This window comes from Timaviella obliquedivisa GSE-PSE-MK23-08B (assembly GCA_019358855.1).
Classification (GTDB): Bacteria; Cyanobacteriota; Cyanobacteriia; order Elainellales; family Elainellaceae; genus Timaviella; species Timaviella obliquedivisa.
In genome coordinates this window covers 26,238-43,104 of sequence record JAHHII010000018.1, presented here as the reverse complement: position 1 = coordinate 43,104, position 16,867 = coordinate 26,238, and the positions used below count along the sequence as shown (strand labels likewise).

The window sequence follows — 16,867 nt, the reverse complement described above, 5'->3', positions numbered from 1 at the left end:
CTGATCATTTAGTTTCCCTCAAGAATGAAAATGAGGTCATCCACCAGCCATGGTTGACATAAAAATGGCGGTGCTGCCAAAAACGTAATGATAAGCTTCAGTAGTAGAAGTGCTAAGTAGCACTAGTGTAATTTTTTAACAACTTAGTATTTTAACAACTTAGTAAGGGACAGGGCTTTTTGAACTAGCCAAGACCTCCGTTGCCTCAACGTATTGCTAGTCTTTCCAACTATCTGATAGCGCTTGCTCAGTAGAACTGCACTGTAGACCACCCAGAAGCCAGAGGAGGCAATTGTGTAGCGGCGATCGACTAGAAGGTAAGGATTGCCATGATTTTGTGCGTTGCTGCTTCATCCCGTGCATCAATATAAACCCAACAATCTCACGAGTGTCTGTCTCAAGAGCTAACCAGACCCACTGCTTATTTCCTTTGTGACCTCCGAATGACTCTAACTCATTGCACTAGAATTTTGAGGCAGCATTCCTTAAGAAGTCTGTACGTTGTGACTAAAGAGGGATAAGAGAAACTACCAATGGCAATTAACATGGACGAAACCGTTGAGCGAACTGAAGACTCTCACTGTTAAGTTCTCAAAATTGCAGCGAGGGTTAACCTCTGTTCGAGCCTGTTTAATTAGCGGTTCAATTTGCAGTGACAAGTGTTCTAGATAGTTCGACCAGCGCATTTGCAACACTTGCTGCAATTAATATACTCTGGTGATCACAATTATGAACAGAACCGTTGCGTTACCTAACTTTGTGCTTTTTCAAAAGGCACAGCCTGGCATAGTTGCTTCCAGTTGCCACAATACTGTAATTGACTTGTGGAGCCAACACACCCCCTACGATCGCACTAATCTTGATACGGGAATTGTTCATTTTGGGCCTGGACGGTTTTTCAGAGGGCACCTTGCTCCTATTATTCATCGATATTTGGCTCAGCAGGAATGCGCAGATCGAAGATGGGGTATTTGTGGAGTTAGCCTCAATAGCTGCTCTACTATTGCGACTTTAGAACCTCAGGATTTTCTTTATACGCTGGTTGAACGCTATTGCTGTAACGGAAATCATGAGTCAGCCGAGGTCGTTGGTTCCATTAACCAAGTTATTGACGGTAGGACAAAGTGCAATGCTGTCCTAGAGGTGATGACATCTTCTTCTGTTCATCTTGTTACCCTAACTGTAACTCAGGCAGGCTATTATCTGGATCAAAGTTTCAATCTCAATACTAGTCATGAGGCGATCGCTCATGATCTAAAAAATCCTTCTAATCCAAAGACTGTAATTGGTTTTATCGTAGAAGCAATTCGCCGACGACGAGATTGTGAATTAGCTCCCTTTACAACGCTCTCTTGCGACAACCTTCCTAAGAATGGGGAGATTTTGAAAAAAGCAGTTCTCACCTACGCAGAGCGGCTCAATTCTCAGCTTGCCCACTATATTAGCAATCATGTTACCTTTCCCAATACTGTGGTTGATAGAATTGTGCCTCGATCGCACGACTCTGATCAGGATTATCCCATTCAACTGTTGCAGGTGAGCGATCGGGGCGCAATTGTCACAGAGCCGTTTTATCAGTTCGTTGTAGAAAACAAGTTTAGTAGTGATAGACCGAATTGGGAAAGCACTGGCGTTACGATGACCGATGACATTACTCCTTATCTGTACCTAAAGTCGAGGTTTTTGAACGCCCTCCATTCCTTTGTTGCCTGTTTGGCGGTAAGAGTAGGTGTAAACTACGTTCATGAAACTGTGAGGCTGCCAGAATTTGAAAGGTTCACTCTACTGCTCACAGATGATATTGCTGCTGCGACACCTGTGTCTCGTCAGATGTGTGAACACTATCGCTCGGAGGTATTACGCAGGTTCAACAACGAAGCTTTGCCAGACTCAATTGAGAGAATTGCAGCCGAGACGGCTAGAAAATTAAACAAGTATATCTTGCCAATTTTTCAGGATGCATACTGCCAACAAGTTAATTTGCAACGCTTAATTTTACCGATCGCTGCCTGGATGCTTACGGTTAAAGAAAGTGCAATTGAGTCCGGGAAACCGTATGATGCTAAGGATACTTTGAGCGTCATTGCAGCTATTCAATCTGGAGCAAGCCTGAGCCAGATTTTAGGACTAGAGCCGAGTGAATGCATAACTGTGGTCGATCGCCAGATTGAGAAAGCGTTGCATGATCTTCAGGTTCAAGGGCTATTGGCGACTCTTAAGCAATACTGTGAGGAAGATCTGGATGAAATTGATGCAGCCGCATAAAGTTGTTCTTTTCGACCATGACGGCACAATTGTTGACAGCGAAATAGTTGCCCTTAAAAGCGCGTGGCAATTAACGACTGAGGTGACAACTGCCCTTCCAGGCGCTCAGCTTTATGACTTACCGGAATTTATTCAAAGTTTTGCAGGTAAACCCTATCGTGAAATATTGACCCAAATCTACGTAGGTGCCCCCACAGCATTAAATGAGCCAGAGATTGAAAAATTAGTGGCAGAGGAAGAAGATAGGGCGATCGAACATTTGAAACTAGAGGCAAAAGCCACTGCTGGAACCCCTGAAGTTTTATCTTATTTGCGCAACAGTGAATTTAGGTTTGCCTTAGTCAGCAATAGTAGTTTACGGCGGCTCAATGCCTGTCTCACTGCATCTGCCTTAACTTCCTATTTTCCTCCCCATTTGGTTTTTAGCGCCCACGATTCTCTTCCCATCAGGCGACCTAAACCTCTGCCTGATATCTATCTGCACGCTGCTAGTAAATTGGGTACTTCTGTCTCAAATTGCCTGGCAGTTGAAGATTCAGTTAGCGGAGTCCAGTCGGCGGTTATGGCAGGAATTTCACAGGTTATTGGCTATGTTGGCGGCACTCATATCAGCGAAAATGAACGGAGTAGTCGTGCTTTGGCGTTGCGATCGATGGGTGCCCATCGCATCATTGAGCGAATGTCTGATTTGATTGAACTGCTGTCACATGAAACGGAATGCGCCGTAGGATAAGCTAAGGAGAGCCGCTTGGAAAGTAAAGATAAGGTACTTCTAGCGCTGGATTTCGGTGGCACTAAGCAAGCCGCCGCTGTGATAGTGGATGGAGAGAAACAGTGGCATGCTCACCGACGCGCCCTTTCACCTCGTCATGCTAATGCTAGTACTGATTTAAAGCTGATGCGATCGCTGATCTATGATTTACTTCAAGATTGTCAGCCTACGGCGATCGGGGTTAGCTTTGGCGGCCCTGTCAATGCGGCGATCGGAGAGGTTCGACTCTCGCACCATGTCCCCGGTTGGGAAAACCTTCCCCTCATGGCTCTGTTATCAAAAGAATTTGGCGTGCCTGTTAGCGTGGATAATGATGCAAATGTCGCAGCTTTGGGAGAGCATCGCTTTGGAGCAGGTCAAGGATACGACAGTTTGATGTATATCACCATTAGCACAGGTGTTGGCGGCGGCTGGATCTTGAATGGTCAGTCATGGCGAGGTGCAGAAGGGATGGCGGGCGAAATTGGGCATATGGTTGTTGATCCAGCTGGGTTACCTTGCTTGTGTGGAAAAAGAGGATGCTTAGAGCGACTGGCTTCAGGGCCTTACATGGCGCAACAGGTTCGAGAGTCAATTCAAGATTCTCCCAGCCGAGGTCAGGGCGTGCGTGATTTGGTGCAGGGCAATTTGGAAGACATTACGGCTCAAACCGTCAGCCAGGCAGCGGCTCAAGGGGATGATTTAGCCTGTGAAGTGTTAGAAACGGCGGGTTGGGCACTAGGGGTAAGTATTGGCAATGTTGCAAACTTGATCAATCCCCAGCGGTTTGTGCTGGGTGGAGGAGTAACCCAAGCAGGCGCACTCTTTTGGGATACGGTTCGTCGAGTGGCAAGGGCAACTGCCTTACCTGAAGTCCATTTTGAGATAGTACCTGCGGCTTTAGGAGATGAAGCGCCTTTATGGGGCGCAGTTGCCTTAGCGAGTGACCTTAAATAATGCTAAATCTTGGGAAATCTTTCTTTGACGCCTCTGTTAAAGGAAAAGGACTCTGAAGGACTTACGTAGCAAATTCAGTACCGGCTAACTTCACAAGCGTCGCTCTAACGCCGATTTCACTTAATTCGCCTAGCTCACGAGTTACCGTATCGACGAAGTGAGAAGAATGCAAGAGATCATCACCAAAAATCTCAGATATGCCGAGCAAGGGGCTGGGGTCTAGTTTGCCTGAGTGACTTTGCTCCTGAAGTAGGTCAGCTAGAGGATCTTCAATGAGGATGACTTGCCCTTGTTCGTCTCGACCTTTGAGATAAAGACACCAAGCCGCGATCGCCAAACTCAAGTAATCGATCGCGCCGTCTCGGGCTAATTGATCTCGTAGCGAGCCTAAGATAAATTTTGGCAATTTAGCAGAACCATTTAAGCAAAGTCGAGGCAACTGATCCTGAATTTTGGGGTTAGCAAACCGCTGAATTAACGTACTTTTGTAATGGCTTAAATCAATGCCAGGTATAGGTTGTAGTGTCGCTGTTACCTCTTCCATTAAAGCGACCACCGCTTCCCGAAAAACCGCATCGGCAATCACTTCATGAACGTAACGGTAGCCTGCTAACAAGCCAAGATAACCAATCAAGACGTGGCTGGCGTTCAGCAGACGAATTTTCATTAACTCGTACGGATGAACATCACTTGTCATTTGAACGCCAACGGTTTCCCAGTCGGGTCTACCTGCACAAAACGAGTCTTCGATTACCCATTGAAGAAAGGGTTCTGCAACAACCGGAACAGCATCAGTGATCTTAAATTGTTCAACGACCATTGTCTTCTCAAGTTCAGTTGTGACTGGCGTAATCCGGTCAACCATACTATTTGGGAAAGCAACATTTTCAGCAATCCAGTTTCCTAAGGTAGGGTCGCACAGTTCTGCAAAAGCGGTCAACATTTTCCGAGCGATCGCGCCATTGCCCTGTAAGTTATCGCACGATAAGACTGTAAAGGGCGCTAATCCTTGTTGACGACGACGATTGAGGGCAGCGCTTAAAAAGCCAAAAGTCCCAACCGGGCTCTCAGGATGTTGTAGATCGCTCTGAATAGTGGGGTGATTAACATCAAACTCGCGACTTCCTTCAAGGTAATAGTAGCCTGCTTCAGTGATGGTAAGGGTCACAATTCGACATTCTGGAGCAGCCAGAGCTTCAATTACTGCTTGAGGATTATCGGGTGCAAACAAGTATCTATGAATTGAGGCAATGATTCGTGCTGTATCGTCCGCGTGACCTCGCTCAACTAGAGTATACAAACAATCTTGAGCCTCAAATGCATCGCGCAATCGTCGATCTTGTTCGAGTAACCCGATTCCACAAATACCCCATTGCCGATCCAAGGTGTGATGAAAATAATTATCTAGGTAAAGAGCTTGATGTGCCCGATGAAATCCGCCTACGCCAATATGGACAATCCCAGACTTGAGCAAACTGCGATCGTAGTGAGGAACACGCACATTTCTAGGTAACTCAGACAGAGAGGCTTCATTTAGGCGAATAACTGAACTAATGTTAATTTCACGCTTCATATAAGTTGACAGCTTTAAGGTAACTAATCGCTGGATAAAGTCTAGATTTGTTCATCACCCCAATGATAGATCTTCATTATTAAAATTTGACGATAATATACATAAAAACTAGGCAACTTTAATTCTTTATTTAAAAGAAAACTTCATAAAAACTCAAGTATTCAATTTGATTAAAATTGTAGATTCAAGCGAGTTAACTAGATTTCGTTGAGGCGATCGAATCAATCAAAAGAGTGATGTTATATCTATTTCTTTTTAATTACTGTAGTTAAAAAATAGACTGGACTAAACAATTATGTTGACTGAGCAAACAGAGTTAACTGAGCAAACAGACGGACATTATGTGAACAGTAATGCGATCGGCAGGATAAAGGTACCTAAATCTGCTGAAGTTTCCGATCTGTATCTGCGCTGTAATGAATTCGTTTCCATTACTTATCAAGAAGATAATACAAAAGTCAGGTTGAGGCAGGGAGGTATTATCTCCTCAAATTCTTATTTTTCTTCATTTTACGAAATCTTTTATACTAAGTATACGTCTCTCAAATCGTTTTTCTATGTATTGCAACTAGAAGGCGATTTCAAAGTTTCAATTAATCGAGAATTTAGTACAAAGAATAGTAGGGAGGTTATTTTTGAGGAAGAATTTAAAGACTGTAAGTTTTTAGAACCTGTCAAAACACCGCCAATCGATCTTCTTCAAAACGAGAATGCAGGTCGAATTTATATTGAAGTTCTCTGTCTGAGTGAAGAGGGTAGTTTTGGCCAAGGCTTGCTGCTAACAGATGAGTCTAAAGTTAGAGAGGTAAACTTAGGAATTATCATTTGTACCTTCAAAAAAGAAGCTTACGTCAAGAATACCGTGGCTGCTATTCTACAAGATAGCTTGTTGCAAAATAAAAGCTTTAATGTCTTCATCGTTGACAATGGTAGAACTCTAGAGCCAGAGCAATTTATCCATCCAAAGTTTACGTTAGTTTCTAATATTAATGCAGGTGGGAGTGGCGGTTTTACAAGAGGACTCGTTGAAGCTTTAGATCAAAATACTTACTCTCATTTTCTTCTGATGGATGATGACATAAAATTAGAAAGCGAAAGTATTTATCGGTTAATCTCTTTGTACGAATATGCTACGAGTGAGTTTGCAGTAGCAGGTGCCTTATTAGATCTCAATAATCAGCATATGCTATACGAGGCAGGGGCTCTGTATAACGAGGGTTCTAAAACTAGAGGATTTGGACCGGGAGCATTAACTGCCTTAAACTACAATGTTGATCTACGAACTACTAAGGGACTTAATCATCTCTTGCCAAAAGAAGATGCAGATTATGGAGGGTTCTGGTGCTTCTGTTTTTCTAAGGAGATCATTGAAAAAAGCAAGCTACCGTTGCCACTCTTTATTAAAATTGATGATGTAGAGTTTGGCCTACGAATCAGAAAAGATTTAAAGATTCCAATTGTGGCATTTCCTGCGATCGCAGTATGGCATCAACCTGCTTCTGCTAAAAACCTGAACTGGGAAACGTATTATTATGCTCGCAATGACTTAATTGCTTACACTATTCATTTTTCATTGGGATATATGGAGGTAGTTAGTCACTTTACAAAAGTGATTATCCAGTCTTTGCTCCAATCCAATTATGATCAGGCTCAAATGTATATCAAAGCCTATGAAGATTATCTACAAGGCTCAGATTTCATTAAAAACTCTGACCCAGAAGTATTTCATCCTAATCTTATAAAGCTTAGTCGAACCTATGAGAATCAAACAGCAGTCAGCCAACTAGATAGGATAAAGCTTTTAACCAGATGGCTTAAAATTGCAGCTAAAGGTCGAACCCAATGGTCGTCGGTTAGCCAGGAATGGAAAGAGGCTGCACCAGAGATGATTTCTACTCAGTTTTGGCGACGATACCTGAGGTTAAAAGATTCTAAGATATCATAGGGTTGCAACAAGACTAGAACTGTATTTATCTAGGCAGAGGAACTGTAACATTTATAAATGTCATAGTTCCTCTACACTATGTTTAATCTACTCAGGTAAAATACTTTTCTAGCTCTTCGATATAAATTGGCAGCATTCTGTATTATTTTCTTTCTAACCTTAATAGTTAGTCCTAAATAATTAGAACTAACAGTTTCTACCTACCTAATAAATCTTTGGAAACATCTTTAAGCAAGGCTACTTTATTCTAAAGACTGATAGCAATTTTTGTCCATCTTTTGATTGATTAACCCTACAAATGAGAGTGTTAAAAAGAATCAAATCCTAGTGATTTTTGATCATATCTTACTGACTTGTTTGGTAAGAAACAGTGCAGTGCTTATGCTGCCAAAACTTGCACCTAAGGAGAATCAAGAATGTTTTTTCACGACAAAAGACTACAGTACTATACTCGACCAGAACAGCCCGATCCAGTTTATGCTAAAAAGGTTCAAGAGCTAATTGGCGGCACCTTTGGCGAGATGACCGTGATGATGCAGTATTTATTTCAAGGCTGGAACTGCCGAGGGCCTGCTAAGTATAGAGACATGCTACTTGACATTGGAACGGAAGAAATTGGGCACGTTGAAATGTTAGCCACTATGATTGCCCATCTCTTAGATAAAGCTCCTATCAAAATGCAGGAAGAAGGGGCTAAAGACTCAATTGTTGGCGCTGTAATGGGAGGTACAAAGCCACGAGATGTCATTACAGATATCATGGCTGCGACCATGAATCCGCAACACTTGATCGTTTCTGGGCTGGGGGCTACTGCTTCAGATAGCGTTGGTTTCCCCTGGAATGGTCGCTTCATTGTGGCAAGTGGTAATTTGCTAGCTGACTTTCGCTCTAACTTACACGCAGAGTCTCAAGGTCGTCTTCAGGCTGTACGAATGTATGAAATGAGCGATGATGCAGGGGTTAAAGATACGCTCAGCTTTATGATTGCACGTGATACTATGCACCAAAATCAGTGGTTGGCAGCGATCGAAGATCTGGAATCTTCTGGGCTAGAAACAAGTCCTGTACCTAGTTCTTTTCCTCAAGACTTGGAGAAGACGCAGCATTCTTACCAGTTCTGGAATCATTCCAAGGGTAATGAAAGTGCAGAAGGACGTTGGGCAAAAGGCGCTTCAATGGATGGCAAAGGCGAGTTTGAGTATGTTGCCAATCCAGAGCCTTTAGGAGAAGCCCCTGTTCCTCCTCAAGGTGATCCTCGTTTACATGGTACTAATGCTGTACCCCAACCCCCTGTCTCAGCTAAATAGCATCACACACTTTGCAAAACTACTTCTAGGTTGAATGCAAGTTGTCAACGAAAGCCTACTTAGAGATGCGGTACTAGGCTTTAGAAAAAATCTAATATGGGAGGTGGCTTCTAGGCACCTCCCATATTTGTTGAAAGCTATTAAAAAAGCCCTACTCAATCATGTAGGGCTTGGCTCAACAAATATAAACACTTATCAATCTTTCGTTGATGGGACAGTAGGGATTATGCGACTTTCTAGGCTACTCTTCCATTGTGAGTACTAGCGATTTGTTTGTAAATTGTGAGTGCCTGAGCAACACACTGATCCATGTTGTAATACTTGTATGTTGCTAACCGACCCACAAAATACACACCCGTAGTGGCATCAGCAAGAGCTTTGTAATGCTTATAAATTTCCGCATTCTCAGGGCGAGGAACCGGATAGTAAGGGTCGCCTTCTGGCTGCGGGAACTCATAAACGATGCTGCTCTTTGAATGCTCCTGCCCAGTGAGATATTTGAACTCAGTAATGCGAGTATAAAGATGCTCGTTAGGATAGTTAACTACAGGTGCTGATTGAAAGATGGGCTTGTCATGAGTTTCATGTTTGAATTCTAGCGATCGATAGGGCAGCTTACCGTATTGATAGTTGAAAAATTCATCTACAGGTCCACTGTAAACCATTTCCCGGCAGGGAATCGTATGTTGAATCTCCCGGTAATCAGTGTTAAGCATCACTTTAATATTAGGATGATTGAGTATGTTCTCAAACATCTTCGTAAAGCCATGAAGCGGCATTGCTTGGTAGGTGTCAGTGAAGTAACGATCGTCTCGATTTGTGCGGGTCGGAATCCGAGCTAGTACAGAGCGATCGAGTTCTGATGGATCAAGCCCCCACTGTTTGCGCGTGTAGTTGCGGAAAAACTTTTCATAAAGTTCTCGCCCAACCTTACTAACAACTACATCTTCAGAGGTATGAATTTGTTCTCTAGATTCAGCTAATGATGCTAAAAATTCTTCAACCTGAAACGAATTTAAGCTCAGTCCATAGAGTTTGTTAATGGTCGTTAGGTTAATGGGAATAGGGAGCAACTGACCCTCTACACTAGCTAACACTCGATGCTCATAGGAACGCCACTCGGTGAACTTTGATAGATAATCAAATACCTCCCGCGAATTAGTGTGAAAAATGTGCGGACCGTACTTGTGAACCAAAATTCCAGCGCGATCGTAATGATCATAGGCATTACCAGCAATATGAGTTCGGCGATCGACAACAAGCACTTTTTTACCCGATGACGCTAGACGCTCTGCAATCACGCTGCCTGAGAATCCAGCCCCAACGACTAAATAATCAAACGCAAATTCTCGTGATGCAGTGGAAAATTGGGGAACTACTGTCGAAGGAGACTTAGCAGCGATCGCTTCTTCAAGTAGTTTTAGCATCGAAGTTTGGGTGCGATCCCAAGATATTTGATCTAAAAAAGCATCCACTCGGCTCATCCAGTTCGATCGCGGCGTATCCTCACGCATTGCCGCTTCTGCTGCTACTACAAACTCGCTCGTAGTATCGGCAATGCGTACCATTTCTTGCTGTCCATAAGGACGGACGACATCTCGAATAGCAGTTGAAATAACTGGTTTTCCTGCCGCTAAATACTCAGGTGTCTTAGTCGGGCTGATAAATTGCGTTGATTCGTTATGAGCAAACGGCAAAAGCGCAACATCCCACCCTGCTAGATAATGCGGCAATTCTTGATAGTTTTTACTGCCAAGATAGTGAATGTTTAAGCGCTGCGGTAGGATCATTGGATCAATCTTCACCACTGGACCAATAATCACAAAGTGCCAATCTGGTCGGATGTCTGCCAGTTCTGTTAGCAGTTCAATATCCATCCGTTCGTCGATTACTCCAGAGAAGCCCAGGCGGGGATGCGGAATGCTTGCTTGATCACTGGGTTCCTCAGTAATCGATCGCGCTTGGACAAAATGTGATACGTCTACACTACTTGGAAAAGCATAAATATTGTTATGCTGATTGCGCTTAGCTTCGTACAAGCTCTCACCACCTGTAAATACAATATCGGCACGGCGCAATAACTCTATTTCTCTGGCTTTGAGTGTAGGTGAAGCTCCTTTAAATGCTGATAGCTCATCCATACAGTCATACACGATCGCAAGCGGTTGCAAGTGCGACGTAAAAGCGATCGCCATCGGCGTGTAATACCAAAAAATGTAATGACTAATACTGTACTCTGCAAACAATTGATTAACAAATCGTTTCTGAGTAAAATTTAGGTCAATTTCACCCAGTCCTTCTGTTAAATGAGGAACCACAACCCACACATTAGCGATCGGATTACCAATTTCTAAATAAGATTTGCCCTCTGCTTCTATAATCGGCTCTTCAATGAAAAATACTCGCTGCTGCTGACTAAAACGACTGAGTAGATGTTGAGGGCGCTGATAGACAAAATCCCAACGTAAATGCGAAAAGCAAATTAAATCTGAAGAGGTGGCGATCGCCGTTTCAATCTGGTTTCGCTCTGTTGGAAACTTCGATGAAGACAAGTATAAATCTGTTTGCAATGTTTCTGTAGACATCAGTTGAGCAGGATTGTGAGCAGTATTGAAGTCTAAAAGCTTTTGCTGATTTTGTGTTTCGTTACAATGATTATTACCTTGCGATTGAGTCAGCATTTGATGAAACCTAGATTGATTAATAAGTCGATTTACTGAACGATTTACTGAATGATTTCGCTATAATCAATTTCTTGAGTAGCACTTTAATAAATGCCCTATTACCCCTTATATTCGCCTCTATCATTAGATGTAACTTTATTAAACTGATGTCAAATTAATGTCAAGTAATGGATACCCAAAGTGCAAACTTACTGAACAAAATGAAATGTACTGGGTGTTGGACTTGAAGATGGAATATTAATAACTTGTTGTAAATAGAACTCTTGACTTAATAGTTGAGCTTTGATCAAATTAATAGTTGAGCTTTGATCAAACTTGGATTCGCAACCTTAGATTTGCAACTGACTTAATCGCCATGATCTCTAATCACTCACCCCAGATCATTTTTGGAAATGCACAGGCAGAGGGGATGACTCGGCACGGTTGGTTTATCGGACATTTTATGGATGACGATCCGATTCGCTGTTCTGCCGACGTTGAAGTTAAATGGGGCGTTCACAGGGCTGGAGAACACCGTAGCCAGTGGAGTTCCAGTCACACTGCTACCACCGTGTCAATCTTAATTCACGGGCGCTTCAGGCTCTACTTCCCAGATTATGAAGTTCTTCTAGCTGAGACAGGAGATTACGCACTCTGGCTTCCAAAAGTACCTCACTACTGGTTAGCTGAGACGGATTCCACCCTGATTACGGTTCGTTTTCCATCTACCCCAGGAGATATAATAGAAGAGCTAAAGAGGTGAATTTGTTTCTTAAAACTGTGTCTTAAGACATAGAGAGGGGTTAAATAGCAAAAGTCACTGAGAACTCTTTTGAAGTTGCGCAAAGCTGAGGTTGGAGAATGAAATCATTTGGTTGGTGTTTAGAAGACCGCTATCCCTGCAATTTAGATGGTGCGATCGCTGCACCTGTAGACTCAGCCTACCCACGTCCGCAACTGCGCCGGGATGATTGGATGTCGCTCAATGGTTCGTGGAGATTTGCCTACGATGACGCAGGTCAGTTCAACCGTCCTCAAGATATTGCGACCTGGACGCACGTGATCGAAGTTCCCTTTGCGCCAGAGTCCATCCGTAGCGGCATTAACGATACCGGATTTCATCCTAACTGCTGGTATGAGCGCGAGTTCGAGGTGTCTGCAAACGGAGGACGGGTAATTTTACACTTCGGGGCAGTAGACTATGAGGCGCGTGTTTGGGTTAATGGTCAATTCATGGCGGAGCATCAAGGTGGATATACGCCGTTTCACGTAGATATCACCGATGTTTTGCGTCCTGAAAGTCAGCAGACTGTCACCGTCTGGGCGCAGGATGACCCTTACGATCTGACACAGCCCAGAGGTAAGCAGGACTGGCAGCTTGAGCCCCATAGCATTTGGTATCCTCGTACCAGCGGCATCTGGCAGACCGTTTGGCTAGAGTGTGTTCCGGCTACTTACATCGATCGCCTTCGTTGGACACCGCACTTTGAGCGTTGGGAAATCGGTGTAGAAGCAGTCATTGCAGGTGAGCAAACAAATAATCTTCAGCTTAAGGTTAGGCTCACAGTAGGACAACAGGTTCTAGTTGACGACACTTACGCTGTGCTGAATGGCGAAATTCATCGCCGCATTGCGCTCTCTGATCCGGGCATTGATGACTATCGCAATGAACTCTTGTGGCGACCGGAGAAGCCGACCCTAATTGATGCAGAAATTCAGCTTTGGCGCGATGGTAAATTGCTCGATCGCGTTCAGTCTTACACCGCCATGCGCACAGTCTCGATTCAGCGCGATCGCTTTATGCTTAATGGGCAACCCTACTATCTCCGCCTTGTGCTTGATCAGGGCTACTGGCCCGATACCCTCACCACTGCTCCTTCAGACGAAGCCTTACGCCGTGATGTAGAGTTGGTCAAAGCCATGGGCTTTAATGGTGTTCGTAAACACCAAAAAATTGAAGACCCTCGGTTCCTTTATTGGGCAGACGTTTTAGGACTGCTAGTTTGGGAAGAAATGCCCAGTGCCTATCGTTTCACGTCTAAAGCCGTAGAGCGGATCACCCGCGAATGGACTGAGGTTATCAATCGAGATTCTAGCCATCCTTGCATTGTGGTTTGGGTGCCATTTAACGAGTCTTGGGGTGTACCTGACCTGAGCGCTACCCCTGCCCATCGCAACTATGTCCAAGCGCTTTATCACCTCACGAAAACTCTTGATCCGACTCGTCCGGTAATTGGCAATGATGGCTGGGAGAGTGCAGCAACCGATATTTTGGCGATTCATGACTACGAAATTCAGCCGCAGCGGCTTGCTAAGCGCTATGGCCCTGAGGTGAAACTTTCTGATTTGTTCGATCGCCAACGTCCTGGTGGGCGCGTCCTCACTCTGGATGGCTATCCGCACCAGGGTCAACCGATTATGCTGACCGAGTTTGGTGGCATTGCTTATACCGATCGCCAACTTGAACAGTCTACTTGGGGCTACAGCCGCTCTTCCAATTCCTCTGATCTACAACTCCGCTATGGTGATTTGCTGGCGGCTGTTAATCAAGTCGAACTTTTTAGCGGTTTTTGTTACACCCAGCTTACAGATACTTTTCAAGAAGCTAATGGGCTTCTTTATGCCGATCGCTCTCCTAAGTTTCCTCTAGAAAAAATCAAGGCGGCTACCCTGGGTCGTGGTTTGCCTCTCCTAGAGTCATCGCCGCATATTTGGGAACCTCTTGAACCTCTCCCTCACTGTGGCAGTCAATGCCATTAGCATCGTACTAAGGGTTACATATAACCATTATGTCTCAGCAGAATCACCCTTTGGAGGGGTGATTCTTTTGTCTGAAACGGTCATGTTTAATTTTGGTTACTCTGATATCTTTTCCTAGAATAATGTCAGTGATTTTTGAGTTTGAGATCAGACTGGAACTAAAAAACTTTAACAAGACATAACATATTTGGAATGATATTCTGAACGTTCAGCAGCAGGTTCTGGCGCTAAAAATAGTTCTCACAGATGCTTAGCATTAGCATCGGTCACAACATCCATAAATCTTAGAGGATGTCTGAGAAGTATCGAAGATTCTTACACTCGCCCCCCAACCCCCCATTTTGGGGGACTTCCGAGCCACTCCTTCTTCAAAGTCCCCCAAAATGGGGGATTTAGGGGGCGGATTGGATAGCAACCTAGACTTCTCAGACAACCTCTTATGCACTTTCAAAATCTACTTAAGCCAGACGGTCGATCGCTGACGCTTTACAGTCGCCTTCCTATCCCTGATGGAATTGTTGCGCCTAGCCCCAGCCAAGAACCTGTGAAAGCTAACCCACATTTGCGTTGGCATCCTTTGCGTAGCGAATGGGTGGCATACGCCAGCCATCGCCAAGGACGGACGTTTATGCCGCCGCCAGAATATAATCCGCTGGCTCCGACCAAGAATTCTGAATTTCCAACTGAACTGCCAGAAGGCGCATATGACGTAGCGGTGTTTGAAAACCGCTTTCCCTCCCTGACGATCGCGTCCCAAGATCCACCGGGTCACATTGTCGAAACGCTTCCGGCGCAGGGGATTTGCGAAGTTGTGGTCTTTACCCAAGACCCGCAAGCTTCTCTCAGTTCATTGCTCATCGACCACCTTGAACTATTGCTGCAAGTTTGGGGCGATCGCACTCAGGCAATTGCGAGTCACTCCCAAATTCAGTACGTTTTGCCGTTTGAAAATAAAGGGGTTGAAGTCGGAGTCACCTTGCATCATCCCCATGGACAAATCTACGCTTATCCTTTTGTCCCGCCAGTTCCGGCTCGAATGCTAGCCACTCAGCAAGCGTATTACCAACTGCATCAACACGGACTTTTACAAGATTTAATTCAGAAGGAAATTGAAGACGATCGCCGGATTTTGTACCGTGATCAATGGTCGATCGCTTTTGTCCCAGTGTGTGCCCGTTACCCTTACGAAGTTTGGTTGGCTCCAATTCAGCCATTAACAGGTTTCTCAGACTTGTCAGCGCAGCAACGCCATAGCTTAGCAAGAGCGATTAAAACTGTAACGCTGAAATTTGATGGACTTTGGAATCGTCCTTTTCCTTACTTAATGGCATGGTTTCAAGCGCCTACAGATGGTCTACCGCATCCTGAATGGCACTTTCATGCAGAGTTTTATCCGCCCTATCGTACCCGCGATCGCCTGAAATATCTTGCAGGAACCGAACTAGCGGCGGGAATGTTTGCCAATGATGCTCTCCCTGAAGAAAAAGCCAGTGAACTTCAGGCAGTGGCGATCGATCTTGACGATAAATTAACCTCCGAATCATGACCACTGCCATTGCAGAAATTGTTTATAAGTTAGCTCGTATTCGAGAGGCGCTGGACGAAGCTGGCGCAGCAGCAATTCGTTTGCGGGGCACAGACTGGTTTGCCTGGGCAACCGGAGGGGCTTCTAATACTGTTTTGTTAGCCGCAGAGACGGGTATTGCTGAAGTTTTCGTTACAGCGCACAATGCTTGGATTTTGACTGACGAAATTGAAGCACAACGCTTAACTGACGAGCAATTACCCGCAGATTTTCAGCTTCAAGTAAATCCGTGGGCACAGCCTGAGCAGCGAGCCACCTTTGTGCAAGAGGTGATCGGGGATGGCAAAATTCTGAGCGATCGACCGATTTTCAAGGAAGTTGCTCTGCCGACAACCCTACTCCAGCACAAGCAAATTTTGCTGCCCATTGAAATCGATCGCTACCGCCAAGTGGGACGACTAGCGGGTGAAGCGATGACTGAAGCTCTGGCTCAAGCAAAGCCGACCTGGACAGAGTATGAACTCGCGGGAGCAGGAGCGGCGGCAATGTGGTCACGCGGCTTGCACCCAGCATTAACTTTAGTGGCAGGGGCGCGACGCTTACCGCTTTACCGCCATCCGTTGCCAACTGAAGCCCCAATTGGGCAAGTCGCAATGATGGTTTTTTGTGCGCGGGGGGCTGGTTTGTACGCCAACCTGACTCGCTTTATTCATTTTGGGGCGCTGTCTTCTGCACAGGTGAAATTGCATGAACAGTTGCGAGAAATTGAAGCGACTATTCTCAATCAATCGCAGCCAAATACAGCTTTGAATTTAGTGTATAACTCGATCGCTCAAGCTTACAAACAGTATGGATATCCCCAAGCTATTCAACAGCATCATCAGGGTGGAACAACGGGTTATTTAGGGCGCGAAGTTATAGCGACTCCGACTACAGAAAATGTTTTAACCGCAGGCATGGCGATCGCTTGGAATCCAAGTTTGCCAGGAGCTAAAATTGAAGATACGTTTATGATTCATGCTAACGGCACATTGGAAAATTTGACGGTGGATCCGAGTTGGCCAATGGTGACTGTGGCAGGGCGCGATCGTCCTATTCCCCTACAACTGGATCTATAAGAA

The 16,867-nt window shown here is 44.7% G+C and carries 11 protein-coding genes and 1 pseudogene; 9 read left to right on the top strand and 3 right to left on the bottom strand.

The genetic code is table 11. The features are described from left to right. Positions 1-729: 729 nt before the first annotated feature. The 3 genes from KME11_21095 to KME11_21085 are packed head-to-tail and all read left to right on the top strand — an operon-like array spanning position 730 to position 3,973. Positions 730-2,265 (top strand): mannitol dehydrogenase family protein, encoded by a 1,536-nt coding sequence (locus KME11_21095; GenBank protein ID MBW4517708.1) that lies wholly within the window; start codon positions 730-732, stop codon positions 2,263-2,265. After that, entirely contained in the window at positions 2,243-2,998 is a 756-nt protein-coding gene (locus tag KME11_21090) for an HAD family phosphatase (protein ID MBW4517707.1), read from the top strand. Before KME11_21095 ends, KME11_21090 begins: the two co-directional genes overlap by 23 nt. Positions 2,999-3,013: 15 nt before the next feature. After that, entirely contained in the window at positions 3,014-3,973 is a 960-nt protein-coding gene (locus tag KME11_21085) for an ROK family protein (protein MBW4517706.1), read from the top strand. A gap of 61 nt (positions 3,974-4,034) precedes the next feature. On the opposite strand, the gene KME11_21080 is transcribed toward KME11_21085, so the two are convergent. After that, entirely contained in the window at positions 4,035-5,546 is a 1,512-nt protein-coding gene (locus KME11_21080) for a mannitol dehydrogenase family protein (protein MBW4517705.1), read from the bottom strand. Between the two features lie 295 nt (positions 5,547-5,841). Between KME11_21080 and KME11_21075 the strand changes: the two genes are divergently transcribed. Continuing rightward, positions 5,842-7,491, top strand: coding sequence for a glycosyltransferase (locus KME11_21075; GenBank protein MBW4517704.1), 1,650 nt, complete (start codon positions 5,842-5,844; stop codon positions 7,489-7,491). A 416-nt stretch (positions 7,492-7,907) separates the two neighbouring features. Further along, positions 7,908-8,798: a manganese catalase family protein gene (locus KME11_21070; GenBank protein MBW4517703.1), complete on the top strand. Its 891-nt coding sequence runs from the start codon at positions 7,908-7,910 to the stop codon at positions 8,796-8,798. A 236-nt stretch (positions 8,799-9,034) separates the two neighbouring features. Here the strand turns inward: KME11_21070 and glf are convergent, their stop codons facing one another. Together glf and KME11_21060 are read right to left on the bottom strand one after the other, a co-directional pair. Beyond that, entirely contained in the window at positions 9,035-10,225 is a 1,191-nt protein-coding gene (glf, locus tag KME11_21065) for a UDP-galactopyranose mutase (protein ID MBW4517702.1), read from the bottom strand. Further along, a pseudogene (locus KME11_21060) lies at positions 10,208-11,383 on the bottom strand (glycosyltransferase family 1 protein). Before KME11_21060 ends, glf begins: the two are co-directional and overlap by 18 nt. Before the next feature lie 454 nt (positions 11,384-11,837). On the opposite strand from KME11_21060, the gene KME11_21055 reads away from it, so the two are divergent. The 4 genes from KME11_21055 to KME11_21040 all read left to right on the top strand — a co-directional run bounded on the left by KME11_21055 (position 11,838) and on the right by KME11_21040 (position 16,864). After that, complete coding sequence (locus tag KME11_21055) at positions 11,838-12,224, top strand: hypothetical protein (GenBank protein MBW4517701.1); 387 nt, start codon at positions 11,838-11,840, stop codon at positions 12,222-12,224. Between the two features lie 98 nt (positions 12,225-12,322). Further along, entirely contained in the window at positions 12,323-14,221 is a 1,899-nt protein-coding gene (locus KME11_21050) for a glycoside hydrolase family 2 (protein ID MBW4517700.1), read from the top strand. 439 nt (positions 14,222-14,660) lie between these two features. Next, entirely contained in the window at positions 14,661-15,767 is a 1,107-nt protein-coding gene (galT, locus tag KME11_21045) for a galactose-1-phosphate uridylyltransferase (protein ID MBW4517699.1), read from the top strand. Next, complete coding sequence (locus tag KME11_21040) at positions 15,764-16,864, top strand: M24 family metallopeptidase (GenBank protein MBW4517698.1); 1,101 nt, start codon at positions 15,764-15,766, stop codon at positions 16,862-16,864. Before galT ends, KME11_21040 begins: the two co-directional genes overlap by 4 nt. Positions 16,865-16,867 lie beyond the last annotated feature (3 nt).